Origin of the sequence: Klebsiella sp. KTE92 (genome assembly GCF_000398905.1) — a bacterium.
GTDB lineage: Bacteria > Pseudomonadota > Gammaproteobacteria > Enterobacterales > Enterobacteriaceae > Klebsiella > Klebsiella variicola.
The window spans coordinates 2,266,254-2,290,959 of the sequence record NZ_KB976100.1 but is presented as its reverse complement, the minus strand read 5'-3'; the positions used below and the strand labels follow the sequence as shown (position 1 = coordinate 2,290,959).

Here is a 24,706-nt window from a genome sequence, read left to right as displayed (position 1 = left end):
AAATCACCAGAATGAGTAATAGCTTTCAGATATGCAGAAAACCGCAGGTGCAGGGAGTGCAATGTGAATGATGCGTGAATTATGCGCACAGCACCGCAGCGCGAGCGGGATCCAGAGCGATAAGCCCGGCAAGCAATGACTCCATTTCTGGCAGCAAGCGATTTTTTTCTGCCTCACTGCGCCCGGCCTTGCCTCTGAGCAGCCGGAGTCGACGGGCTTTGACCTCAAAGATAAGCTCCGGCTTCCATTGTTCGAGCGTCATTTCCCGGGCGCGGCTGTCGAGTTCCGCCAGCAGATGCAGCGCCATTTCATTTTTTCCGTACTGCTCGCTGACCCGCGCCATCAGTAAGCGCATCAGCCACCGATTGCGGCTGGTGGTATAGCCCGGCTGCGCCTGTAACCAGTTCAGCGCCGACTCAATACCTTCATCGTCCGCGCGGGTGAGCACTTCTGGCTCCAGCGACAGCACCTCATCAGCGCTGGTCGCCGCCATTACCGGTTCATCTTGCCATCCGGCCATCTCATCCAGAACACGCTCGTTAAGCCAGTTGAGCGTTACTTCATCGGCGAATGGCGTACCATCGTTAAACGCCAGGGTTTCCAGCCCCGGCAGACGAGCCAGTAGCCCTTTCATATCCCGGCACAGGATATCGGCACGTACACTGTCAGCATCCAGTTTCAGCAGCGCCTGCCAGGCGTACCACTGCACATCCAGCCACAGATGGTTGACGCCTTGCGCCAACAGCGTGTCCGTATGCTCCAGCAGTTCCGACCAGCTTTTCTGTAAATACAACCGTTTAAGATGGGCTTTACTCTCAGGCTTGGGAGGCAATAGCCGGGTCCGGCCGGAGGCATCCAGCGGCGGTAACTCCGTTAACGTATCCCAACGCACACTCTTCATCAGATGATGACCTGCCAGCCATCCGCCGGGACACTCGCGCAGATATTTCGCCAGCACCTTAGCCTGATCGAGCAAATCACGACCTGACGTGACGGTATACATTACCGGCGCGGTGTCCGCATGTTGGGGTAGCAGATCGTGTTCTTCGCGGCTGGTCTGCGGCACCAGACTGTGGGCTCCGCCGCTTTGAACCAGGCGGTTCTCCAGTATCTGATATAGCCCGGAAAGATCGGGGCGAGATGCTTCAGCCAATCCGGCAAAAGTGGCTTCCGCCAGCAATAACGCCCCGATAATGACCTGCATAGTGGTCATGTCGACTTCCGGATAAAGAGACAGACTGTCCGACATCCGGCGACTGCCAAGCCATTCCAGCGCCGATTTACAGCTACGTTCACGCTGGGGATGGAGCATAGCCCCAAACCGCTCAAGCATTGCCGCCAGCAGCGTAACGCCCTCCGCCAGACCGCTCTCGCCATCCCGCTGCAGACGCGCCCACACGTAAAAGGTGATCACGCGCAGATCCTTGCAGGTCTGAGTCAGCAGTTTTTCTGCCAGCTGGCAAATCAGTTCGGTATCGACACCGGAGATCTTATTGACCTCCTCGCGGATACGCTGAAAATCATCGTCATAGCCCGGATCGCTCCCGGTGGGCTGGCTATCACTGATCGGCGCAAGCCAGGACTGCCACTGCGCCTGACGTGACCGGGCCTGCTGGCGCAGTACGCTTTCATCCAACTGACTGGCGGCAACCAAATTTTGTAAAATACTCATAATTCCATCTCATCCATGTCACTATTCCCTACCCCCGTCGTCAGGGCCTGTGCGCTCTCAGCAGCATCGACAGTGAAAATCTTATCCGGCAGGGTCAATCCGCGCAGCGCCAGAAGCACCAGCGGGCCGCTCCCAAGCTGGGAGCGCAATACCCACTGCAGGGTGCGGCCATCCGGAGCGGTGAAGCTCATCATCCACTGGCTGCGTTCGAGTTGCTGGCGTTTACCCTGCTCCAGCCAGCGAATAAAGCCCCAGGTACCGCTGTAGTCACCAAACAGACGCGTGCCCGCATTGACGGTGGTCCAGGTCAGCAGAGTGCCGGGTTTATACGTCTCCCCCGGCCAGCGGAAAGTCTGCCAGTCGGCCATTTGATTGAAATAGCGCAGCTTTTGGCCGTCTATCGTCAACTGTGTCTCGACAACCTCCGGGGCAGGCCTGGCCTGTAACTCAAAGCTGATCCCCTGGCTGCCGTCGGTAAAAAGAATGTCGGACAGCTGGCTTAGCTGGTTGATGGCGCGCAGAAAGGCCGGATTAAAGACCAGGCCGTGACTGTTGACCTTATCCGGCACCCACTGACTGCCTTCTTTATGCAGGACACCGTTCAGCTCCGTCGTGAGAAAACGTTCGATCCGCCCGCTGTCCTTGCGCACAAACTCAGCCAGCATCGGCAGCGAGGCGTCACTTTTGCTGGCGGCAAACGGAAAGCGTCCGTCAAAGGCGGTGTGCCAGTTGGCGACCACCGATCGGCGCCATTTGTCATTCAGACTGGCCGCCGACGGCAGAAGCACGGTTTCCCAGGCCTGAGTCAGCGGCTGCACAAACAGAGTATTACCGAAGCCACTCCACTCTTCGCCAAGGCTTGCCGAAATCAGGCTGCCGTACTGTTGCGTGTCGGTCAGGTCGACGCTTTTCCCCTGGAAGACGGTCTGCGCCAGGGTCTGCATCATCTCCTGCGGATCGGAGGCATTCGCAACCTGCTGCAGGCGCAGGCGCACGCGGGTGATACGGGTCAGATAGGTTTGCAGGCTCAGGGTGCTATCGGCCGACATGACGTTGCTGCCCGTGTTTTTCCCCATCAGCTGGAGCAGTGGGCCGAACGTGTCATCCAGAGGCCCCTGCGGGCCGGTTGCCGACTGGTCGATGACCGGCTTGTCTTTCCCGCCCACCAGGTCTTTGGCCGATTTAATAAGGCTGTCCGACAGCCCCTCCCTTTGTTGCCCCGCCTGCCCCTGCCAGGCAAGGGTATTCATCAGGGCAATCAGCGGCGACTGGCGGACATCGCTTATTAGCGTGAGCTGGTCGGTAACATCGGCGATATTGGTCGTCGGGTTGAGCCGCAGACTGTTGAGAAAATTCAGCCAGCTGCCAGCGAAATCGGTGAAGTAGCGTCGGGTCAGACGCGCTTTCAGCGCCTCCGGCGACAGGTCTGTCGACATCGTTTTGCGCGAATCGCTCAGCACCCAGTCGATTTCCTCCCGGCGCGAGCTGGCTGCCTTATCAATGGCCTGCTGAATGCCGCCTTCCCATGCCTGGCGGGTAAACATCCCCGGGACCACTTCATCGGTGGTAAACAGGCGGCGCGCGTCGGTGCCACTGGTCATGTCTTCCAGCGACACATCGGCAAAATTACGACGCACGGATTTGAGCATGTTCTCATATAAGGTGCTTTCGGCATTGCGGCGACCTAGCTGCTGCAACAGAACCTGACGGCTCTGACTCACCCGTTGCGCATCCGGGATGATCTTCCACTCTGGCCGCTCGGGCAGCAGGGAGAGATAAAAGGCCCACAAATCCGGCGCCAGACTTTGCCACAGACCGGTCGAGATCCCCATTCGCGTCGGCTGGACCGCTTTCATGGTCTGCGCGAAAAATGCGCCATCGGCTTTATCCGGACGAGCCATCATCAGCCAGGCTTTCAGCTGGTCATAGCCTGGTTTCGCCAGCTGGGCTCGTTGGTCGCTATTGGGGGCGGAGTTGACCAGCGCGCTGAGCGCCTGCTGCAACGCGGCATTGGCCGGGTCACGTATCAGGCGATGATTTGCCACACCGTACCAGGGCAGGACGGCGTTTAATAGCTGCTGATGATGGTCCAGACCAAAGCGCCGATACCAGGGAGCGCCCTTCTGCCCATCGTGCACGAGACGGCCGGCCTCATTGCGCAGGGCATGGAGGGCCGTCAGTTGATAGTCAGAAACAGAGGGGTGGGCCACCAGGTCGCGGGCTTTTCCCGCGACTGTAGCAATCTGGCTGTAATTAAGGGCAAATGAGAGCAGCAGTCCCGCTGCCCACAGGCCGAGGATGGCCAGCAGACCGCACGCCAGGCCCCGCTCCCATGCCATTCCCACGTGATGCCCGCGTAAACGGCGGCAGTCATCGACGATCCCCTGCCAGGTCGCGGGCAGCGTCAGGAGATGAGGCTGGTTCGCAGGCAGGGCATCAGCTTCCTGATACGGATCTACGGTACGAGGCTCTGGCAGGCTAAACATCAGGCCACGCAGCGCAAGCCGCTGCCGCGAGGCGGTCAGCCACGGCGCCAGCTGCCAGCGCCATTGCGCGATCCCCCCGTCGATAAGCCGCTGCCCCAGACGCAGCAGAAAGTCGTGGCGGGTATCTGCTGCGATCTGGCGCATCCCCTGCTCCCGCAGCGTGGGCAACATCTGCGCAAGCTGACGGGCGACATCGTCCTCGGTAGCGCGTAACGGGAAGCTAACACCTACCGCCTGCACCGCGCGGTCAGCCTGCGGCCACTCACTGTCGCACAGTTTCCACAGCCAGACCGGGGCGGCATAGCGCAGCAGTTCGCTGATTTTTTCCAGCCCACGCAGATCGCTCTCGCTTATCTGCGGCGTCAGGGTCAGAGACGACGGCATCACCCGCACAATCCCGTCCAGAGGACGGCCGCGGCGCAGCTTGCGCAGCGCGGCGTATTGCTGGTTATCGGGTTCGGAGAGCAGACTGCCGCCGTAAATCAGAACGGTACACTGGCCCTCCAGCCAGCGCTGCTGACGCAGACCAGGCACCAGTTGTTCGATTGCTGCATCGTCCCCGGTGACTAAAATCAGGCGGACTTTGCGGCGCCAAAAGAAACTATAGCGGTGCTGAAGATATTTTTTTAATTCATTGTTGTTCTCTGCCGTCGCATAATACATCTCGTTGACATAGTTCTCATCATCAGGGGTAAATGGTGTTTCAATATGCCTCTCAAATAAGACGAACTGAGCTGTTACGCAGGAAATGCAAGATATTCCTATAATCGCGCCTATCTTTAACCAGGTGGAATATCCCTCAATAATAGCAGGGATTTTATTTATCTGAGAAATTAATAAAACAATCAGGAGTAAGATAACCAAAATCAGGAGACCAAAACCTACCAATCGTATATTTTTTCTCATTCCAACCTTTCCTTTTTGGGCTCTCTGACAGCCTTAACAAAACGAGGATACAGCAGTTTTGAAATTACATTGCGCGTAAGAATGACTATAAAAGAAAAAGATACTACAAGAAGAAATGAAAATATCACCATGCCAGACCAGGAAAATGCAATCGAGGGTGAGTAATTTGCTATCAAACCGAAAATACTAACACTAAACAACAACGCCATCATAACAGTTCCAGCAGGAAATGGGGATAAATAAAATTCTCTTAATTGGGGAGAAATCACCGGACAACTCTTTCCTATTGTCACAGCCCAACCCTCATTTTCATTTTCGCACAAAAATAAATGTGTTGCTGGGCCATAACGTGTCATTTCGCAAGCTGACGCAATCATCAACCATCCAGCAAGCCTTTTATAAACGCCAAATTCCTTGTCAAAATCAATTACTCCCCCAACTCCGATATTATCAATCAGTGGTAATGGTAGTGTATTTAAAACTCTACCCAATTCTTGTCGGACCGTAATGTTTAATCCACTATGCCAGACTAAATATCTTTGATCTGATGGTTGTTGCCCCATATCACGCCACTCAATTAATTCATTCTCCATGGCATCACCACGAAGGGGCATTGCATGGAAAATTTTGGGGATAAAATTATATTCACCTTGCTTAACTAAAGATGATCGTTTAAGCAGTAAAACGCTTGCAAACTCTGGTAATGACTCATTAGGCTGCCGATAATGCATCGCCAGCACCAGAATGTTGCCGCATGTAGTAGATACACACTGGTTCCAGTCTTTAAAGGCGAACTCTTTCGGGAGCACCAATGTATAAGGTAAACCAGAGAGTTTTTCGCTATCCCAGAGTCGTCGAAATGCCCGCTGTTCCGCTTCTTTTTCGCTAGAGGAGGTAAGTAACATCACCGTTAAATTACCCGAATGCTTATCAAGAAGCCTCTGTGGCATACTGACAAACAGTAATCGACATAGTTGTTCAAAACGCGAAATACCCGGCGTTAGTGGCTCGCCAGGAAGCAGTGTCAGCGGCGGTTTTTCATCAATGCTTTCCGACGATACACCAGCGATTTTAGGGAGCAATTGAGAGTTGGCTGGTATTATACAATGGAAGCTTACAAAGTGGTGCTTGTGTGCTCTTCTGAACCACAGAAGATTCGTATTATGTCTCCAGGAATTCCAACGCCATACAGCAAAAGCTTGAACCTCCCACCAGAACGTGTAGAAGGTGACTACAGTAAAACATCCGATAGTAGTTTGTAGTATCATTGGCAGCCAATAACCGCTACTAAAAGAAAGAAATCTATTTTCCGGAGAGTCCAACACTGCAATAATTAGCGACAGAACAAAACCTAATAAAACAATCAAGAGGCATAACCAAGGCGACCACTGTTGGGCGCTGTTTTTCTTTGGAATAACCGGTAGAGACCATCCCATTATCCGATCTCCATATCCTGTAAACTGGCAATAACCACAGCTCCGCACTGTGTTTTACAATGATGGATAACAACTCCACGGCCGTTTTCTTCATAGGCAGAAAAATCACACTCAATGATGTTATTTGTACCATGATACGGGCAGGATACAGTATCGTTCAGGAGGGCGACATTTTTTTCCGATATTTCAAAACTGGACGAGGCTGAAGTTACTCTACCACCATGTGAAGTAGCATCCCCTATTACAACGATATATTTACCCACTTGCCATTCCTTTGGTTAAAACTAAGACCTTGAATATATATTTTGATATTCATCACGTATATTAAACCGAATGGTTTATTAACACTTATTTATGCCTTATTGACAGACCTGTACATGGGTAATTTATATTTCTCCTTATTAAATTTATCAGTAACAGTTTCACGACTAATTATATCAGGCTCAGGCACATTGTCAGGTATTCCAGTGAAGAGATACGGATCCTCCCCCTGCGTCCAGTCAGCTTTTCGCCGTAAATCAGCCATAAATTCTTTATCCCAGGTTGCATCACAGTATCCAATGGGTAAGTCATATGCGACCACCTTAGACATAAAATCAGCACGCATTGGCAGAGTGCTGTGATCCGTGGGCTGAGAAACATAGGTCCTCAGGCGAAGATCCTTTTCTTCAAATGTCTCCTTACGTGTTACGGGAACCATTCTTGGTTCGGATTCAGTACCCGTATTTTTAAAACCAGTCACAATATCCTGATTGGGGTAAAGATTGATATAGTTGTCATAGGTATTGTCGTTTTTACTTTTTTTGTCCGGGTTAATTTCACCCCAGCCATCTATCTCTCTATCGTCATGCTCCGCTCCAACGCGTGATTCGTCAAAATCAGCTAATTTTGCAGCCTCTATAGGTTCAGGCACCATTTCCGCATTAATAAAAACTGTTTGCCATTCCGGAGGGTCGGGATAGGTGAAACTACTGCTTTGATATTTATCGCCTTTGTCGTCCCAGAATGGTTTTCCATCCGGCAATTTTGCAAACGGTGTAACGGGATTAGGAGTTTCGCCACATGGAGTACTGCGCGCCAGCATACGCTGAAATAAATATCCCTGATGCTTTTTCAGCAGTGGATGGGGCTGCCCCTGTGAATCATTAGGTAATCCCTGCCAGCCAATTGAGCGTAGCGGGCGTGACCCCATAACACGATCATGAGGGCAGAAGTAGATGTAAGTGCGCCCGTGATTATCTCGCTCAGCAAGACCATCTCCATTTTCCCCAACAAGTGCAACATCAGGTCGCCAGTTCTTTTTATCTGCCGTCTGTCCGACACAAAGCCCTTCATAGCCAAGAGATGACAAATGATTTCTTCTGCAGGCCACCTTGTCAATGATGGCAGATAGCGTATTCTGCCGTCCTTCTGGCGAAATACACTCATCTACCGGAAGTGACGCGCCATTAAGGTCGTTGTGATCCAATGCGTAGGGTGAGTTAAGTAAAAATAATGCATCAGGTGCGTTCTTAGCTATCGCTACCGCTGCCATTGCAATCATTGTACCCTGGCTGTGAGAAATAATAGTGACTGTATCTTTAGGATATTTATTACGGATACTGTCAACCATGTCTGCAAGGCGTTTGGCTGCATGGGCATAGTATTTTCGCGGTGGCGCATTGGTTAACAGGCGATCCTTATCCTCATTAAGCCACTGAACTTTGACTCCACCGACTCTCTCTTTGAACCCTTTTTCACTCCATAAAGAATGCAAATTGTTTGTACCGTTCTGGAATGGCCCGCCGCCCCAGAAAAATGGACCCTGTGCCATAATATTGGCATAGGGTATATTTTCCCTTTTTAGTTGATGATAATCAACACCTTTCTCATTAGCTAAAGGTATGATGTATCTATCTTCATTACCTTTAGACGAAGCATACCCCCAGTAAAAACGAATTACGGGAGATTTATTTATATTAACATCAGGTAAATCCCTGGGCATTAGAGGCATAGCATCTATTTTATCGTCAAAAAGATATTTATTGGTTTCCAGTTCATGTGATGTTCCGGTTAACCCAAGTCTTTTATTCAGACCTTCACAAAGTTTTTTCTCCGCAACTGAAAACCACTCTCCTGTCGAGTTAACACCGTGTACAAGTATAATAATACCAGGCAAATGAGGTGGTAAGTCACACCCACCTCTGACCTGGCAGTTTTTATGAGAAGGAAAGGAGTCCCAGGACGGACTCCCATTATCATCAAACTTACATTCAAGTTCACGGATAGGCTCAGTTTTATTGCTCATTTTTTACCACTTCCTTTTTTCCACTTGTGACAAACGTATACGTGATGGTTTTAGCCCCAACATTTCTATTACATGTATATTTAGAATCAATACTTTGTGTTGAAATTTCAGGGAATTTAACTCTACTACCATAGATTTTATCTTCAATTTCCATTCGAATTTCTGATAATTTATCTACCATTAAATTACTTTCATGACGTGTTTTCGGTGGCGTTAAGGTTCTAATATAGTCAAGTATGCGAAAATCTGGCCCATACTCATTTGCGTAAGGTATTTTTTTTCTTATCAACTCCTCCTTCACTAACCCGGCAATTTCATTTTGCCAGTCATCATAAATACTTATTAAAGCCCCATCAGAAAACCTTAATTTATTGACTGAATAAAGATCGCGAAGACCTATAGGGTGAGAATACACACTCTCTTTTTGAGACTCATCTCTTAAATAAACCCCATCATTAGCCACTACCACTTTGAGCTTACTAAAGCGCTCAGGTGTGCTGTATTCCGCCGCTACAATTTTATATATAAAGGTTCTACCATAATCCGCTGAAAAAAAGAAAAAAACTGGACACCCTTGCGCTGATCTTCCGCTACCGCAATACTGTCTAGTTGATGCACCAGGGAACGCCAGATAACCATTATTCGCGCCATTAATAACAGTTCCTTTATAAGCCGCAAAATAATTACCACGGCGATACGAGAAATCATAAAATTCGTGTTCCCATCCCAATTGAGTTTTTATTTCCCTCTGAGTATCATTGTAATAAACCTGCCCCCCCTTATCACAAGATATGTAGTTCTCCAGTGTCAGGTATCGATATTTATCTATGCGATAAAGAACCTGAGGCGGAGCATCAGTTTCAACTTTTCGTGATTCCTCCACCTTCTGAGAACTGCTCATACCTCCCAGCCCTACGCCAAAACTGGCCCCCATACTGACCCCTGACAGGAACTGTAAGCCTTTATAAATGACATACAGTAGCAAACCGACAATAGCTATAATTGTAAGTACTTTCCGGTCTGATTGACTCCATCTCATCTTATTTCGCCTTAACCAAGCTTATGTTCATATTGTCGATAACATCAGATGAATTGAGTGACGTTGCTCCAGAATCATCTGTTACACCAGAAACAACTGAACCATCTGGCATGGTAATTTTGTACGCTCTCCCTGGCAGTGGTTCTTTAGTCAGCGCATTTCTGATTATAAATTTTTCATCAAATGTTGAGGGTTCAAACGACCTCATAACACCCTGCATACTGCCAGCGCCTGCTTTCTTTATCCCCGAATTTTTAATCAGCAGTTTGCCCGATCCGCCAATTTCAACACTCCCACCAGTGATTTTGATATAGCCGCCACCGCATATCAGCGTCAGTTCATCCTGTGCTGTAATGACCATTTTTCTGCCACTTGAAATATGCGTATCCTCCGTCGACCAAGTAGTGATATTCCCTCCCTGAGCCTGAATATCAATATCATTTTGCGAGCTGAATAGTTTGACACCTCCACGACTATACAGACTCAGTTGCTTACCTACCGCCATGGTAAAGTCCTTATGTGCACCAATATCGAGTTGTTTACCTGCAGTAAGAGTCAGATTATCGCTGGCCGAAAACTGCATATCTTCACCGCTCACCAGGGCAATTCCTTTCGGCGCACTGCCAAGGATCACCTCCCCATGCAGTTGTTCAATTTTCTGCTTCAGGAGTTTTTGCTGACGACTGACATCAGCAGCCAGGGCCTGAGCCTGAAGTGCGCTGGCGGCAAGGGATTCCATCTCCAGTAATGCCGCTGAAAGCCGGGCAAGGGCCGGCTCCATCGCCAGCACCTGCCCCCGGGCCTGCGCCTGTCCGTCCGCGCTGATAAAAATACCCTTCTGTGCCCGGATAGCGCCCCAACTGTCGGTTCTCAGCTCAAAGCCTTCGCCGCGCGGCTGCTTTTCAGCATCCACCAGATGGCCGAGGTTCAGCTGGCTCTTGCCGCCGTACTCCGTCGAGACCTTGATATGCTCTTTTCCGCGCTCGTCGTCGAGGCGGATTTTGTTGTTGGCCGGGGTGCGCAGAACGTTGCGTTTGTCATTGCGGATGGTGACGTGGTCGCCGTGCGCCGAGTCGTGCAGCACCCCCGCGATATACGGCCGGTCGGGGTTACCATCCTCAAAGCCAATCGCCACCTCCGTCCCCGCCAGCAGCGGCAGGTGCAGGCCGTAAGTGTCTCCGGCATACGGCCGCGACTGGCGGACCCACAGGCTCTCGAACCCGGTTTCCCAGCGCGCCCGGTCAAACAGCATATTCACCCGGTAGCGTCCGTGTTTGTCGATATGCCCGTAGGTGTCGTTTTCCCGGGTGCTGGTCACGCGGGCCGGCAGCGTCCCGGCCATCACCGGACGCGCGCCGGGCTCAGGCCGGTAGCCGACGTCCGGGCTGTCCGGTATGCCGGCAAACTCCACCGCAAAGTCCGCATCGCGCCGGGCGTGGCTGTGCATCGCCGTGATAAGCACGCCATCAGCAAACTCCCTGGCCACCTCCTCTCCGCCGGTGACCTTCAGCACCTGTCCCGGGCAGAGCGTCGGGCAGCTGGTGATGGCCTGCGTCCGGGTCTGGCCGTTCAGATAACGCTCATGGCGAAGGCGGGCGTAAAACGCCCCGGACTCCGGCGCCGGATGCCGGTCATGGGCATTCCCCGCCGTCAGGTAGTTATCTCCCCAGTGGTAAGCCTCACCGAAGGTGGTGGTCTCCCCGCGGGTGACATCCACCTGCGCGCTCATGTCCGCCGTCGCCTCGCGGTAGTTGTAGTCGCGGGTACTGACCTGCTGCTCCACGACGCGGTGGCGGCATGCCATCTCCCACACCGCGTCCACCCCGGCCGACTGCTGCCCTGACGGCGGGACCGAAGGCAGCGTCAGCCCCTTCTCATAGCCCTGCTGACTGTCGCAGAACTCAGCGACGTCGATGTGCAGCCGCGTGTCGGCGGTAAAGCGAAACCAGATCCCCACCTCACCCAGCAGCCGGGTGATAAAGCGCAGGTCATCCTCGCCGTACTGCATCACCTGCTCGCGGCGCGGATACGTTTTTGTCAGCGAGAACAGAAAATCCTGACCGCGCAGGCCGTGGCGCTCGCGGAGGATGTTTTCCACAATCTGCGGAACGGACTGGTCCTGGTAAATGGCGTTCTGGTGCGAGCGATTAAGCAGCGCCAGGCGCGGCTGAAGCGTCAGCGCGTAGTGCGTTTCATCCCTGGAGGTACTGAGCCGTTCAAACCCCGTCACCACGCCCTGGATCACCCGCACGGGTTGCTGAACATTGATGCCGAAGCCCTGAGCCACCGGCGCCTGCAGCGTCAGGGAGGCTGCCTTCATCAGCATCATCTCTTTGCTGATGGCATGGTCTGCGCTGGTGAATTCAATACGGTAGCGGAACGGCTGGCTCAGGGCTTCATCGCCCTCGAAGGCCAGCACATCAAGCCCGGCTTCACATCCCTTCACCGAAAGCAGGTGGTGGTTATGGCTGAACAACAACGATTTCACGCTACTCATCGGATATTGTCCCCTCGTCAAACGCCATCATGACGCCTTCCTCTTCGTGATACCCCAGCGTCACCTGGCGCGGTTTCTGCCCCGCCGCCATATGGCTCAATAGCTGCTGACTCAGTGCCGGCAGGATCTGCTGATTGAGCAGACTGTCGACGTTACGGGCGCCGGTATCCGGCAGCAGGCAGGCCTCGGTCAGCGCGTCGAACAGGCTCTCGCTGAGGGTGGTGGTGATTCCGTAATGGCAAGCCAGACGCTGACTCACCTGACCGAGCTTGATCCCGACAATGGCGCGCAGCGCAACCGCCGGCAGCGGACGGTAAATCACCGTCTGGAAGCGGGCCAGCAGCGCCGGCTGGAAGTGGCCGCGCAGCACCGGGCGCAGCAGCTCGTGCAGGTCTGATTCGCTGGCCTCCGGCTGTTCATCCAGCAACTGCATCAGGAGGTCGCTACCGAGATTGGCGGTCATCAGGATCACGGTGTTGCGAAAGTCAATTTCACGCCCCTCGCCGTCGCGCATAACCCCCCGGTCGAAGACCTGATAGAACAGGTTCATCACATCGCGATGGGCCTTCTCCACCTCATCGAGCAGCACCACGCTGTAGGGGCGTTTGCGCACCGCCTCGGTCAGGATCCCGCCCTGGCCGTAGCCGACGTAGCCCGGCGGAGAACCCTTCAGCTGGCTGACGGTGTGCGGCTCCTGGTACTCGGAGAGATTGATGGTGATCAGCGCTTTCTCGCCGCCGAACAGCGCATCGGCCAGGGCGAGCGCCGTTTCCGTTTTGCCGGTGCCGCTCGGCCCGACCAGCAGGAACACCCCCTGCGGACCGTTCTCCGGCGTCAAGCCGGTTTTCGCGGCGCGCAGGCGCCGGGCAATAGCGCTCAGGGCCGCCTCCTGGCCAACCACCCGTTTGCCGAGACTCTCTTCCAGACTCAGCAGCTCCGTCTGCTCATCTTTCATTAGCGAGGAGAGCGGCACGCCGGTCCAGTCGGCAATCACCGTCGCCACGGTGCGGACGTCGACGTCCAGCCCGAGCAGCGGATTGCCCAGCTGGACAGCAATAAGTGCGGTTTGTAGATCGCTAATTTCCGCCTGGCGGGAGATATCGCGGCGGCAGGCGAGCAGCGCTTCCGTCAGCTGCAGCTCCTGACCATACTGAGTTTCAAGGGTATCCAGCGCCAGAATAAGGCGGATCTCCTCCTGCTCAATGGCCGCCAGCCGATCGCCGCGGGCGCTGTTGCCCAGCGCAATATCTTCCAGCAGCGCCTGCTTCTCCATTGCCAGCGCGGTGAGCTGCGCTTTCATGCGGGTCAGCGGCTCAGGCACGGTATCCAAACTCATACGCAGGCGGGCGGAAGCGGTGTCGAGTAAATCCACTGCCTTGTCCGGCATCTGGCGGCCGGTGAGATAGCGTCGTGACAGCGTCACGGCGGCGCGCACCGCATCATCCGTGATATGCACGCCGTGGTGGTCGGCATAGCGGGACTTCAGGCCACGCAGCATCAGGCAGGCGGTGTCGTCGTCCGGCTCATCCACCTTGACCATCTGAAAGCGGCGCTCCAGCGCGGCGTCGCGCTCGAAGTACTGCTTGTATTCAGACCAGGTGGTGGCGGCGATGGTCCGCAGCTCGCCCCGGGCCAGCGCCGGCTTCAGCAGGTTGGCGGCATCCGCGCCGCCCGCCTGATTACCCGCGCCGATGATCGTGTGCGCCTCGTCGATAAACAGCAGCACCGGCGAAGGCGACTGCTGTACCGCCTCAATGATATTTTTCAGCCGCTGCTCGAACTCGCCTTTGACCCCGGCGCCGGCCTGCAGCAGACCGAGGTCGAGGGTGCGCACCGACACCGGCTTCAGCGCGTCGGGGACGTTGCCTTCGGCAATGCGCAGCGCCAGGCCTTCCACCAGCGCGGTCTTGCCCACGCCCGGCTCACCGACGAGGATCGGGTTGTTTTTACGCCGACGGGAGAGAATATCCACCATCTGGCGGATTTCCGTGTCGCGTCCGAACACCGGGTCAATCTGGCCATCTCTGGCTTTGGCGGTGACGTCGAGAGTGAATTTGTCCAGCGCGTTCTGCAGCGCCGGGTTGAGCCCATCCGCATTCAGTTCACCGCTCGCAGGACGCCCCACAAATTCCACGTCCCCGCCATGGGGCTGCGCCAGGGCCGCTTCCTGCTGCGCTGGCGGACGTTCGTCGGACTGGGCATCCAGCAAGGGGCGCAGGCGTTCCAGCTGACGCTGGCCCAGCGTTAACAGCGGCCACAGGCCATCGCACTGGATCAGATTCTGTTTTTCAACCAGCGCCATCAGCAGGTGAACACTGCGGATCTGCGCTTCGCCGCTGAGCGAGGCAATCAGCCAGGCCTCCTGCATCAGCCTCAGGGTATGGTCAGAGAGCTGGGGACGATGACGTACCGAGCGCGGCTGTTTATCCAGCCAGTTCAGCAGATCCTGCCACAGCGCATCCATATCCCATTCATAGCGCCGCGCCAGCACCGTCAGATCGCCTTCCCCCTGTTCCAGCAGCTTAAGCAGCCAGTGCTCGGGCAGGATCTCGGCATGCGCCCGGGTCTGGCACAGGGAGGCCGCCCCCTCCATTGCGCGGGCACAGCAGGGATTAAGACGGCGTAACAGGCTGGCTGGATTTTCCATGAGATCCTCTCTTATTGGTTCCGGACACGCTACCGCCCGTCGCTGTTCCTGAACAGGAACCCCAAGCGCACAAGGTCAGGCAGACAGATTGTGTTTTTCTTTGCTGAGACCCCGTATCTCAGGCGCTCAGCAAAAAACGGCGGGCAGAGAAACGCTGCCCGCATCAGGCGATCGCCCGCAATAATCCCCGGCCGCAGAGATAACGATGCGGCCGGGATGAGCGAACGTCGCCTGCGCGCCAGCGGCGCGAAATATGACGGGCAATTACGCGGTGGCGCGTTCGTTCCAGCTATCGGAGTGAATGATGTTGCCGTCTTTATAGGTCCAGGTGATCTTCTCGTAGCGCAGCTCAATCTGTTCCAGATGGTTGTGCTTCTCGTAGGCGGGGTTTTTGATGTCGTGCATCAGGGGATTCACTTTCACCACCTTGACGTTCTCAAGTTTGGTATTGAAATACTCCACTTCCTGGCCGGCATCGTTGATTCTGTACCACTTGAACTCAGCGGATTTCAGGGTCTGGCCGGTGGTCACCGCCTTGTACAGGTAGGGGCTGGAGGAGTCGATCTCCTTGGTGAACAGGAACGGCGTATGGATACGCGTGCCGGTCAGTTTGCCGGTGTTGTTATCGGTCGGGATGTACAGGTTGTGCTCCTGAGCCACCACTTCGATACTGCCTTCACGATCCTGAACGTCGACAGACCCTTTAATGTCCGCGCCGCCATCGTCTTTCAGCCAAAGATAAACAGGAATTGCCATGGAATTACTCTCCATTGTGTAGTGAAGCGCCATCATCCTGGGATGACGCAGAGGGTTGGTCCGGTAACCGGCAGGCGTCTACCTGCGGCACCAGACTGATTTCGACACGACGGTTCAGCGCACGGCCCTCCGGCGTATCGTTTGTTGCAATTGGTCGGCTTTCGCCATAGCCCTGAACGGCAAAGCAGCTGTCCGGCACGTCGCCGGTATCGCGCATCCAGTCGCGGACCGATTCCGCACGTTTCAGCGACAATAGCTGGTTGGCTTTTTCCTCACCCACGCTGTCGGTGTGACCCGCCACCACGATCAGCCACCCGGGCCTGGCCTTAATGTCCATCAGTGAGTTGACCAGCCGCTTTGTCGAACCGGGCTTCAGTACCCATTTCCCGGTATCGAATAGCGACATGCTGTCAAGGCGGATGACGTTCGGCGCGACGCGCTGCACCGGCCTGGGCGGCGGTGGCGGCGGCACGTAACCGCGAATCGCCTCCAGCAGCGGCAGGCGAATCTGCTCCCCGCGATACAAGCCCAGACTCAGGCGCAGCGGGACGCCGTTACGCGCCCAGCTATCCAGCAGCGCGGCATCTTCACGCAGCACCCTGACAGCGCTGGCTTTTGGCCGATAATCATCCATCGCAATCCGCTCATAACGGGCAATATCGACGCCCACGCGCTGCAGCAGTTGTCGATTGTTCCAGCCACTGCTGAGCAGCGCGGCGACAGCCGCGAGGGTGAAAATCGCGAGCGCCGCGCGCCAGGCCCTGCCTCGTGGCGTGAGTCCCCGTCCCGCCGGTAACTGCGGCAGGATGAATTCCGGTAAGGCTGAAGCGTCCCCGGTGTCGCTCTCGCCAGGCTGCCAGCCAGCTACCCGCGACAGGCCACTATGTCGGGATAACCACGTCGTCCAGGCCGACGACGCCAGACTTCCAGGCAGCGAGGGCCCGAGGCCCCACAGCACGGCCGCTGGGGTCAGAGGCGGCAGGTCGGTATTCTCTTCCGTCAACACGGCATGGACGTGCTGTTCAAACCAGCCCATCAGGCTGTTCATCAGCACCTGCTGCTTCAGCGCGGCCGCCCCGCCAGCGCTTACCCAGGCCGGTACGGAACAGGGGGCGCAGGAGGGCTGCCAGACTTTCACCGCTTCACCCGGCATCGCCGCCTGCCAGAGCAGGATGGGGCTCATCGTGCTGCCCACCTGCCCCTGCAGCGCCAGCGGTACGGCATACCCCGTCTGCTGGCGCAGCTGGCTGAGTTGCCAGCGCAGGGCCAGCAGAGCGCTGGTCAGCGCATCGCTTTGCGCATGCCGCTGCGGGCAGACGCAGAGCAGCACCGACAGCTGAGGCCCCCATTCCGGCCGCTGGCTCAATATCTGACGCGCGACCTGCTGCAGCTCCTCCGTCTTTTCCACGCGGATCCAGCAGCCCTGTTTGACGACCCGCACCGGAGACTTTTGCGACCAGACAAACGGCAGATCGCCGCAAACGAGGACCACCGGCTGGCGATAAGCGCCCTCCGGGAGAGGGGCCAGGGTTGATGCGACGTTACGTCGGGTACGACGACTGGCGATGCGCCAGATCCCGATGATCAGGGCCAGCGTGACCAGCAGAATGAGCCATGCCCCCCAGCGGGGAACCGGCAAAAATAGCAGGCACACCAGCGCACTCAGCAGGCTGGCCCACAGCGCCAGCCCACGCTGCTGCGCGGGGCTCATTTCACCGTCCCCGGTAACAGGGTCAGCAGCAGGTGATCGAGCCAGTGGTTCAGCCCCCACCACAGGACGAGTACCACCATCACGCTCAGGCCAATTCGCACGGGCCAGGAGGCCAGCCAGCCGCTTATCCCCAGTCCTGCCCGACTCTCTACCAGTACGGGAGCGGCTGACGGGCACTGAAAAGGTGGGACATGCTCACTGAGCGCGTTGATCAGCTTCAGGCGCTCGGGATCGTTGAGGGAGCGAAAGCTGCCAACAAAACCCAGCAGCATCACCCGCTGAAAACAGGTGACCACGGCCAGGTCTGGCGCCGGTTCACGCAGCACATCACGCATCCGCTCGCACAGCGTATCACCGGCATCCATGGTGCCGAGGAAGTGCCCCTGCAGCGGAATGTCATACCACTGCAGGCAGGCCTCATCCTCCACGCCGCGCCCTTTCACGGCTTCATCGAGCAGCGCGCACTGGGCGGTGAGAATATGCTGACAGCTGGCGTCATCAAGCCCGCTCGCCTTCAGCTCATGTTGCACGCGCTCGACATCAGCAATACAGCGCTGCCATAGCGTGTACCCTTCCTCATCGCGGAACTGCGGGCCGTGGCGCAGGCTGATAACCTGCAGCCAGGTGTTCTGCAGCAGCGCATCAATATCAATGGACGCGGCGTTACCGCGTTTAGGCTCATTCACGTTCGTAGTACCGCAAAAAGTTCAAGTTCAGGCTCACCGAGCATCCCCGGGACGTAAAACATACAGGTGCCGCTCTGCAGCATTTCCGTCGCCAGAGGGTGGGACACATCGAGGCTGAAATACTGATTTTCCAGACGCAGCGGGATCGCCGCCGGCACATGACGCAATGGCGTGAGGGGCACCCCTGTCCGCGAGGAGTTGACGATGGCTTTGACATGATCCGGACTGCCCACTTTGCACTGTCGCGGAAACTGCTCCTGCAGTCGGGCGACCGGTACCGAAGAACGAACCGACAGGTAGTAGTCAGCCCCTTCCCGCAGCCGGGCATCGTGCAGACGCGCCTGCCAGAAGTGCAGCCGGGCATCATGCTCCAGCGCAATCGCCACCACCCGCGACGGCAGGCTCGCCTCCAGTAGGTCGCTCAGTAAATCAAACAGCGGCGGAAAAACCGCGTTCAGCTGGTCATGCTGATAAATCGGGACGGCATTCGCCTGATGGGTGAGCGAAAAGGTCAGCAGGCTGCCAGCCAGGCGCGCCAGCTCCGGATAGAGGCGTTCCGGCGGGCTCTGTTGGTAACGCAGAAAGTACCCCAGCACCGGCTCGGCGCTGTTCAGCGCGTTCAGCAACCAGAACAGAGAGACATCGGCCACGGCAAAATCAGCCATCCGTTCATTGCTCTCGCGACGCATGGCCATCAGGCGCGTCAGACGAGCCCGAAGCTGAGTAAGCAGTTGTTCAAGCTGCGTCGCCAGCCAGCGGCTGCCCTGGATCTGCAGCAGCGGCGGGAGAAACGTCTCGTCGATAAGCCAGGCCCCCTGCGAGTCCCGCTGCAGGCGAACAAGCGGACAGGTCAGGTAATCGCTGTTGTCCTGATGGGCGAAACGGAGGGTCAGCTCCGGCTGCATGACGGCAATCTGTCGGGTATCTTCCCCGAACTGGTTGCGGACATCGCGCCAGCGCTGCCGGAAGCGCACCGGCCTTTCGGCCACCTCCTCCGGCTTCAGACAGTTGCCGCCATTCGCCTGCATCAGGGGCAGCGCCAGCACGATCACCGCCTCGCCGGACGCGCCGTCCAGTGACAGCGCGGACGGCAGCGCATCGGCATTGTCCGTATCAATCATCGTGCCATCCTGGAACCGGACCTGCAGCCTGTAAGCCTGCAGGCGGCCCAGTTTGAGCATCTCTGGTTCGAAGGTCGCCTCCATCACTCCCCAGGGGTGGTTAAGCCCCATCCGGGCAATCACTTCCGCAGTCCAGGCTGCATACGCAGCCTGCTGTTGAAAATGCTGGGGCGACACCATAATGCCCCGGCCCCACAACGGACGTTCCGTTTTCATCATCGTCCGAACCTACGCCTTCGCCTTTGGCATCTGGCTAACCAGCGACAGATTGACGTCCATCCCCTCGACCTGGAAGTGCGGCACCGCGTAAAGCTTCACGCGGAAGAAGCCTGGGTTATCCTCAATATCTTCCACCACCACGCTGGCATCGCGCAGCGGATGGGAGGCCTGCAGCTCGTCGCCGGGGTCGGTCATTTCAGTCACCAGGCTCCGCACCCAGGTGTTCAGCTCCAGCTCCAGCAGCCGCCGGTCCTTGGTGGTGCCGATATTCTCGCGCTGGATCATCTTCAGGTAGTGCGCGATGCGCGACAGCAGGAAGATGTAAGGCAGACGCGCGTTGATGCGGCTGTTGGCGGTGGCGTCGGCGGTATCGTACAGCGCCGGTTTCTGCGCGGAGTTGGCCGAGAAGAAGCAGGCGTAATCGCGATTTTTGTAGTACGACAGCGGGATAAAGCCCAGGCTGGCGAACTCAAACTCCCGCGTTTCCGGGATCATCACCTCGGAAGGGATCTTCACCTGGTTGCCGGTGCCCAGATCGTACAGGTGGATGGGCAGATCTTTCACCGCGCCGCCGGCCTGCGGACCGCGGATCTGCACGCACCAGCCGTTATTGACAAAGCTCTTCACCATATTGGAAGCGAAGGAGAACGCTGCGCTGGTCCACAGATACTTTTCGTGGTCCGGACCTTTCACCTGCTCGACATAGTTGAAGCTGCGCACCGGCACGGTGTCCGGACCGTACGGCAGACGACCCAGCACGCGCGGCATCACCAGACCGATGTAGCGGGCATCGTCGGTTTCACGAAATGATTTCCAGCGGATATATTCCGCGCGATCGAAGTAGTTGCCGATATCCTTAATAGCAGCCACCTCTTCCATGGTCTCTTTCAGGAAGAAGGCCGGGCCGACGGCGCCGATAAACGGCATATGGGCGGCCGCAGAGACGCGGGAGATATTGCGCAGGAGCGCCACATCCTGCGGGCTGGCGTCGAACTCATAGGCCGAGATCACCGAGCCGATCGGCTCGCCGCCGGGAGTGTCATACTCCGCGGTATAGGTGTGCCAGTAGAGGCCGCTCTGGATAAGCTCCGGCGCGTCCTCAAAGTCCTGGCGCAGATCGTCTTTGGCGACGTCCAGGATCTCCGTTTTGACGTTCTGCCGATAGTCGGTGTTGTCCACCAGCTGTTTGAGGCCGCGCCACAGGGATTCGACCTGCTGAAACTCCTGATGGTGCATCACCGCGTCCAGCTGACGGCTTATCTGGAAATCCAGTTCAGCGATATGGTGGTCAATCAGCGTTTTGTCGAGCTTTTCCACCCGCTGACCGGACTGACGAATGCGCTCCATAAACACCTGCATCGCCGCGGTGAGACGCTCCGCCGCCGGCGCCTCGGAGAGCGCGGCATCGTCCAGAAAGTCGTTGATATCCCCGAGGTGAGACGCCGGGGCGAGATTAATTTTTTCAAACAGCGAGGCGTAAACGCCCTCGCCCGCCCTATTTTCCTGCAACGTGGTTTGCCCCTGAACAGGGGCGTTTTCTGTGGTAACAGACATTAGCATTTTCCCGGTTAATCCATTAACAGACTTGCCCCGCCATTATTTCGGGGCAAGCGCACTCATTTCGTCGCGTAATTCCTGGGACAGCGCCGGATCTTTCAGGATTGCCTCAAGCTCTTTTCTGAAAGTGGCGTTATCAAGCAGATTGGATTTGAGATCGCGTAATAAATTACGCATCGCCAGCATGGCGCGGAGTTGCGGTATTTGCCGGGCAACCTGCTCCGGTTCAAAATCTTTGATGTCGGTAAAACGCAGTCTGACATTCTCCTCTTCACCATTACCGGCCAGCGTATTCGGCACCGAGAGGTTAACTTCCGGGCTAAATTCCGAAAGTACGCTGTTAAAGTTATTTTTATTGACGTTTATTTTTTCTCTTTCCGATAAAGGCCGGTTTTCCTTACCATGACTAAAATCGCCAATGGTAAGCAGCTTCAGCGGCAGTTCGACCTTCTTCTGCGCGCCGCCGGTATGAAGAGATAATTTGAGATTAATGCGCGCCCTGGGGACTTCATTCTGGAACGTATCAGCCATAGCAGTTCCTTTCCTTAAGGAATAATTATTGAAGAGTTGACGATAAAAACCGGATGATAATAGAGCAAAAACAGATTATCGATCAACTTAACAAGAATATTTCTTTAATGCATTCACAAGGCAAACAAGTTTATTTTAATAGTAACAACAATGAATGACTTACAGCCAAATATAAAGTCCAAAGCCAACACCCTCAATTAACATTGAACACATGAATATTCACATCACATATCATCAAGGCGATAAAAAAATAGATTAAATGAATATGATAGCGGCAATTCCCGTGAATAATATTGTCATGAGATAATTGATATTATCGTTAGCAGATCAGGCACGCATTTAAGCCACTTCTCCTGTTTTCGTCCACGCTGAACCGTCAGCAGCCCTGGCACACAGGCCTGCGGAACCCGCGATATTTTCCACCACAGACAGCCGTCATTAGCTGAAAAAGGCTATTTTCCCGGGTGACTGACCACACGGCGATGTCGGCAAAAGTTGTCGTTACCAGAAAAAACATGACCCCGATAACAAGATGCACACGCTACCGTCTTCGGCATCCTGAGGGGGTCGCATTCTGCGGATCGCCAGGCTATATCTAAGACACCTTTCTCCCACAACGAGTAAAAATGATGAGCAAGAAGATCCTGATGCTGGTCGGCGATTATGCCGAAGATTACGAAACGATGGTCCCTTTTCAGGCACTGCAGATGATTGGCCACCAGGTCGATGCCGTCTGCCCGGATAAAGCCGCTGGCGACTATGTCATGACCGCGATCCATGACTTTGACGGCGCCCAGACTTATAGCGAAAAGCCGGGGCACCGCTTCACCCTGAACGCCAATTTTGCCGCGGTGAAGGCCGAGGACTATGACGCGCTAGTGATCCCCGGTGGCCGGGCGCCGGAGTATCTGCGCCTGAACGAGGAGGTTATTAAACTGGTACAGGCATTCGACGCCGCGCGTAAACCTATCGCCGCCGTCTGCCATGGCCCACAGCTGCTGGCCGCCGCTGGTATTCTCCAGGGCCGCACTTGCAGCGCTTATCCCGCCTGTGCCCCAGAAGTGCGCCTGAGCGGTGGGCACTATGCGGATATTGGTATCGACCAGGCGCATGTTGACGGCAATCTGGTCACCGCCCCAGCCTGGCCGGCCCACCCGCAGTGGCTGGCGAAATTCGCCGCCCTGCTGGCGGAATAACGGCCTGTAGAGAAAGCGTTTTCTCTGACGAAAGGAATTGGCCATCGCCGCGCTGGTGCTCTCCTTCCCACCGGCACGGCGCTGTTTGATCAGCCGTTCCCGCAGCAGCTTAACCTGACTCAACTCAGCAAAACGTTGGCCGAATAGTCCCCTCGCTTCAGATCCGCATTCCCCCGGAAACCTCAATGCGCTGGGCATTCACCCAGCGATGATCATCGGATAACAGCGAGGCGATCATCGGCCCGATATCCTCTGGCACCCCCGGTCGACCCAGCGCCGTCATGTTCGCCACCGCCTGAGCGACCTGCGGGTTATCCCGCACCACCCCGCCGCTGAAATCGGTGGCGATGGCGCCGGGCGCCACGCAGTTCACCGTAATTCCGCGACTGCCCAGTTCAAACGCCATATAGCGGGTCAGGGTTTCCACCGCGGACTTCATGATCGCATAGGGCGCCCGGTTCGCCATCACGATACGGGTCAGTCCGGACGAGATATTCACTATTCGCCCGCCATCGGCCATCAGCGGCAATAGTTTTTGGCTGAGGAAAAAAACGCCCTTCACGTGGATACGATACAGCGCATCGAATTCCGCTTCCGTAGCGTTAAGAAAACCCATGCCGCTGGCGTTGCCGGCGTTATTGACCAGGTAATGAAACCGATCGGCCCCCAGCTCCGCCAGCGCCTCCTGAAAGGCGCTGACAAATCCGTCAAAGGTATCGGTTTCGCCGGCGCTGAAGGGCAACGCAATCGCCCGCGAGCCCTGAGCTTCAACCCGCGCGACCACCTCGTTCGCCTCGACAAAATGCGCGTTGTAGGTCAATACCACGTTCACGCCGCGCTGAGCCAGCGCTTCAACGGTCGCGCGCCCCAGGCCGCGACTGCCGCCTGTCACCAGGGCAATTTTTGCGCTATTGTTCATGTTTCCCCCTTTTATCTCTGCTGAAAACATGAGCGATTATAGGCTTCTGCATGCCGACGATAAGACCGCGTGGCGCGACAGGATTGTTTTGCCAGCTGGAACAATGCCATGGATAAACTGGATACCCTGACCCTGTTCGTGCGCATCGTCGAACGAGGTTCGTTCAGCGCCGCCGCCGCGGATCTGGGTTTTTCCCGGCCGGTGGCGACCGCGGCCATTAAGGCGCTGGAGGCCAGTCTCGGGGCGCGGCTGCTGCAGCGCACCACCCGGCACGTACGACCGACGGCGGAGGGCTCGCTGTATTATCAGCGCTGCGTGGCTATTCTGGCGGCCCTTGAGGAGGCCAACCGCAGCGCCGGGGGGAGCATTGCCGGTATTATCCGCGTGGACGTGGCGGGCAATCTGGCGCGAACCCTGCTGCTGCCCGCGCTGCCACAGTTTCTCGCCCGCTATCCTGCCATGACGCTGCAGATCGGTGAAAGCGAGCGCGACGTCGATCTGGTTCGCGAAGGGGTCGACTGCGTCATTCGCGGCGGCCATCTCCCCGACAGCGAGATGATTTGCCGGCCGCTCGCCAGGCTGCAGGAAATCACCTGCGCCAGTCCGGCCTACCTCGCCCGGTACGGTACCCCGCATACGATTGAAGGACTGACGGGCCACGTGATGATCGGGTTTGTTTCATCGCGCACGCAACGTACCTTGCCGCTGAGCTTTACCCAGGATGGCCGCCAGAGCGAGGTCAATTTGCCCTGTCGGCTGCTGACCTCCGATGCCGACGTCGGCGCCGAAGCGGCAAGGCTTGGCTTTGGCCTGTATCAGGCCCCCTTGCCCCGCCTTGAGGCCGATCTGGCGTCGGGCGCGTTAACGGAAGTGCTGGCCGATTTTCGCCCTGCGCCGCTCCCGCTCTCCCTGCTCTATCCCAGTAATCGGCAGCTCTCTGCCCGGGTACAGGTATTTATCGACTGGGTGACGGCGCTGATAAAGCCTCCACTGGCGCAACAGGCATCCGGAAGGCTAAAATAATATTTGCTATTATTTGC

At 56.2% G+C, this 24,706-nt stretch carries 17 protein-coding genes; 2 read left to right on the top strand and 15 right to left on the bottom strand.

Annotated elements, in window-relative coordinates; genetic code table 11:
* Positions 1 to 79 precede the first annotated feature (79 nt).
* The 14 genes from tssA to tssB form a co-directional block, all read right to left on the bottom strand.
* Positions 80 to 1,672: a type VI secretion system protein TssA gene (gene tssA, locus A1WC_RS14590; RefSeq protein WP_016160872.1), complete on the bottom strand. Its 1,593-nt coding sequence runs from the start codon at positions 1,670 to 1,672 to the stop codon at positions 80 to 82.
* Positions 1,669 to 5,064 carry an ImcF-related family protein gene (locus tag A1WC_RS14595; protein WP_016160871.1) on the bottom strand — a complete coding sequence of 1,132 codons (3,396 nt, stop codon included), beginning with the start codon at positions 5,062 to 5,064 and terminating at the stop codon, positions 1,669 to 1,671. Before A1WC_RS14595 ends, tssA begins: the two co-directional genes overlap by 4 nt.
* Complete coding sequence (locus tag A1WC_RS26155) at positions 5,061 to 6,500, bottom strand: hypothetical protein (protein ID WP_016160870.1); 1,440 nt, start codon at positions 6,498 to 6,500, stop codon at positions 5,061 to 5,063. The genes A1WC_RS14595 and A1WC_RS26155 overlap by 4 nt, the downstream gene beginning before the upstream one ends.
* Entirely contained in the window at positions 6,500 to 6,763 is a 264-nt protein-coding gene (locus A1WC_RS26150) for a PAAR domain-containing protein (protein WP_071599411.1), read from the bottom strand. Before A1WC_RS26150 ends, A1WC_RS26155 begins: the two co-directional genes overlap by 1 nt.
* 89 nt (positions 6,764 to 6,852) lie before the next feature.
* Entirely contained in the window at positions 6,853 to 8,787 is a 1,935-nt protein-coding gene (locus tag A1WC_RS14600; RefSeq protein WP_016160869.1) for an effector protein Tle3 domain-containing protein, read from the bottom strand.
* Positions 8,777 to 9,826: a hypothetical protein gene (locus A1WC_RS14605; RefSeq protein WP_016160868.1), complete on the bottom strand. Its 1,050-nt coding sequence runs from the start codon at positions 9,824 to 9,826 to the stop codon at positions 8,777 to 8,779. The genes A1WC_RS14600 and A1WC_RS14605 overlap by 11 nt, the downstream gene beginning before the upstream one ends.
* Position 9,827: 1 nt before the next feature.
* Positions 9,828 to 12,314, bottom strand: coding sequence for a type VI secretion system Vgr family protein (locus tag A1WC_RS14610; protein ID WP_172437950.1), 2,487 nt, complete (start codon positions 12,312 to 12,314; stop codon positions 9,828 to 9,830).
* A 1-nt stretch (position 12,315) separates the two neighbouring features.
* Positions 12,316 to 14,970: a type VI secretion system ATPase TssH gene (gene tssH, locus A1WC_RS14615; RefSeq protein ID WP_016160866.1), complete on the bottom strand. Its 2,655-nt coding sequence runs from the start codon at positions 14,968 to 14,970 to the stop codon at positions 12,316 to 12,318.
* A 264-nt stretch (positions 14,971 to 15,234) separates the two neighbouring features.
* Positions 15,235 to 15,726: a type VI secretion system effector Hcp gene (hcp, locus tag A1WC_RS14620; RefSeq protein ID WP_002902160.1), complete on the bottom strand. Its 492-nt coding sequence runs from the start codon at positions 15,724 to 15,726 to the stop codon at positions 15,235 to 15,237.
* A gap of 4 nt (positions 15,727 to 15,730) precedes the next feature.
* Positions 15,731 to 17,437 carry an OmpA family protein gene (locus A1WC_RS14625; protein WP_016160865.1) on the bottom strand — a complete coding sequence of 569 codons (1,707 nt, stop codon included), beginning with the start codon at positions 17,435 to 17,437 and terminating at the stop codon, positions 15,731 to 15,733.
* Positions 17,434 to 18,123: a type VI secretion system protein TssL, short form gene (gene tssL / locus A1WC_RS14630; protein ID WP_016160864.1), complete on the bottom strand. Its 690-nt coding sequence runs from the start codon at positions 18,121 to 18,123 to the stop codon at positions 17,434 to 17,436. Before tssL ends, A1WC_RS14625 begins: the two co-directional genes overlap by 4 nt.
* Entirely contained in the window at positions 18,120 to 19,463 is a 1,344-nt protein-coding gene (gene tssK, locus A1WC_RS14635) for a type VI secretion system baseplate subunit TssK (protein ID WP_016160863.1), read from the bottom strand. Before tssK ends, tssL begins: the two co-directional genes overlap by 4 nt.
* Before the next feature lie 9 nt (positions 19,464 to 19,472).
* On the bottom strand, positions 19,473 to 21,017 hold the full coding sequence (gene tssC / locus A1WC_RS14640) for a type VI secretion system contractile sheath large subunit (protein WP_008805195.1): 1,545 nt from the start codon (positions 21,015 to 21,017) through the stop codon (positions 19,473 to 19,475).
* Positions 21,018 to 21,059: 42 nt separating this feature from the next.
* Positions 21,060 to 21,551, bottom strand: coding sequence for a type VI secretion system contractile sheath small subunit (tssB, locus tag A1WC_RS14645; protein WP_004176434.1), 492 nt, complete (start codon positions 21,549 to 21,551; stop codon positions 21,060 to 21,062).
* 629 nt (positions 21,552 to 22,180) lie between these two features.
* Between tssB and A1WC_RS14650 the strand changes: the two genes are divergently transcribed.
* Positions 22,181 to 22,747: a DJ-1/PfpI family protein gene (locus A1WC_RS14650; protein ID WP_008805196.1), complete on the top strand. Its 567-nt coding sequence runs from the start codon at positions 22,181 to 22,183 to the stop codon at positions 22,745 to 22,747.
* 157 nt (positions 22,748 to 22,904) lie between these two features.
* Here A1WC_RS14650 and A1WC_RS14655 read toward each other — a convergent pair whose 3' ends face one another.
* The gene (locus tag A1WC_RS14655) at positions 22,905 to 23,666 is read right to left on the bottom strand and encodes an SDR family NAD(P)-dependent oxidoreductase (protein ID WP_016160862.1); all 762 of its coding nucleotides are present in this window, start codon (positions 23,664 to 23,666) and stop codon (positions 22,905 to 22,907) included.
* A gap of 108 nt (positions 23,667 to 23,774) precedes the next feature.
* Between A1WC_RS14655 and A1WC_RS14660 the strand changes: the two genes are divergently transcribed.
* Positions 23,775 to 24,689, top strand: coding sequence for a LysR family transcriptional regulator (locus tag A1WC_RS14660; RefSeq protein ID WP_016160861.1), 915 nt, complete (start codon positions 23,775 to 23,777; stop codon positions 24,687 to 24,689).
* Positions 24,690 to 24,706: the final 17 nt, after the last annotated feature.